Here is a 1,795-nt window from a genome sequence, read left to right on the forward strand (position 1 = left end):
ATAGTGCTGGAAATGCTGTACAAGAGAAGAAGATATTTTCGTATGCGCGACAAATGATATTAACGATTTTTCACCTATTAATTCTTTCAGAGGACGAAATGAATAATAAACTGGAAATTAAAAATGCAAATGTAAATATAAATCACAAGATAGATGTATTTAGGCGGTATAGATTTAACGGCGAAATATATGTTAAGTTATGCGATTGTCTTGATGATATATCAACGGTTAATTATAAACTTATTAAATCTGGTGAAATTTGTTCTAAAATATTCACCAATGACCCAAATGAGATTTCAATTTTTAAGTCACAAACTTATGGTGAATATTCAGTTGTGGCTGACATTACCTTGAAAAATGGGGAGGTGATAGAAGAAAAATCCCATAGCATTATTATATTACAAGATGAATTATCATCACAAATTAAACCAGATCACAAAAAACCATCATTAAAAGGAAAATTAAGAATAGAACAAACGGAAAATGAAAATTATTTGAAAATAATGTTTAAACCTGGAGGGTTAGATAAGTTAAATAATGAAAATAAAAACATTGTTCCTATTTATGAAAATTTCAAGCTTGGCATAGAGTTCGTTCAATGCTTTAGTCCAGATGTTTTAAATAAAATAATTAAAAGAAATACAAGTTCTTTACGTTTTTTAAATTTTTACAAAGTTATATCTAATTTAACAAATGATGATATGTTATCTTTAGCAATAGAAATTGAAAATCTTGATTATGTAGAATACTGCTGCCTGTCACCAAACTTTAGTTGCATTGATCCACCACGAAAAAATCTAACTACATTAGATTTAAGTCCTAAAGAAAGTGTCACCCCTGATTTCTCTATCTTACAGGGGTATTTATATGACGGCCTTGGGATGAACGTAATTCCTGCATGGAACGATCTATTTTGGTCAGGTTTAACAACGGTATGCCGAGTTTTTGATTTTGGCATCAATAAAGAACATGAAGATCTTTCCAATATTACAGTTGCCATAGACTCACGACCAGGTGCAAATACCAATCATGGCACAGCAACATCTGGTTGTATCGCCGGAGAATCGTCTAATGGCATGGGTATTAAAGGATTGGTAGATGATCGTTGCAGATTATCTTTTTATGATGTAACCGTCGAACCTACATTAGGTGGAGTTATTGCTGATGCTCAGCGAGGGGATATTATCGTAGTAAATGTTTCGGCTGCAGTATCTGTTGCTTCAGGCCGAACACTCCAGGTTCCTGGCAGTCATGTTCGGTCTTTGTGGGATCAAATTTATGAGTGCGTAAATGAGATTGGTGCTGTTGTAGTTTTAGCCGCAGGTAATGGATATACTGATCGATGGGAAGGCGCTCAACTTGATTTAATACCTGAATTTAATGATTGGGGAGATAACGGTTCTAGTATGATCAGTGCGTGTGTATCTACTAGTGGGAATCTTTCTAGTTTCAGTAATTCAGGCTCTCATGTTTATATGAATTCTTGGGGTGACTCGGTAGTGACTACGGGTTATGGTGATCTACATACTGTTGTTGGAACCGATACTAGGGACTACACTGCCATTTATAGTGGAACATCCAGTGCTACACCTCTTGTGGGAGGAGCGCTCACTCTGACTCAGGGTTATTCAAGATCACTTTTAGGGGTGGTATTGGATTCATATGATATGCGAGAATTAATGAGACTAACCGGCAACAGTAATCCTACCGAAATAGTATCCGGCCGGCGTCCAAATGTGACCGTCGCGCTCCAACATCTTATAGATACGACCTGGGGATAGGATTGCGGGTGGCT

1 protein-coding gene is annotated in these 1,795 nt (G+C 36.3%); it reads left to right on the plus strand.

The annotated features are described in order from the left end of the window. On the plus strand, nt 1-1,781 hold a 1,781-nt coding region (locus AEP37_RS23610; protein WP_049615616.1), incomplete at its 5' end, for a S8 family serine peptidase. Nucleotides 1,782-1,795: the final 14 nt, after the last annotated feature.

Origin of the sequence: Yersinia pekkanenii (assembly GCF_001152565.1) — a bacterium.
GTDB lineage: Bacteria > Pseudomonadota > Gammaproteobacteria > Enterobacterales > Enterobacteriaceae > Yersinia > Yersinia pekkanenii.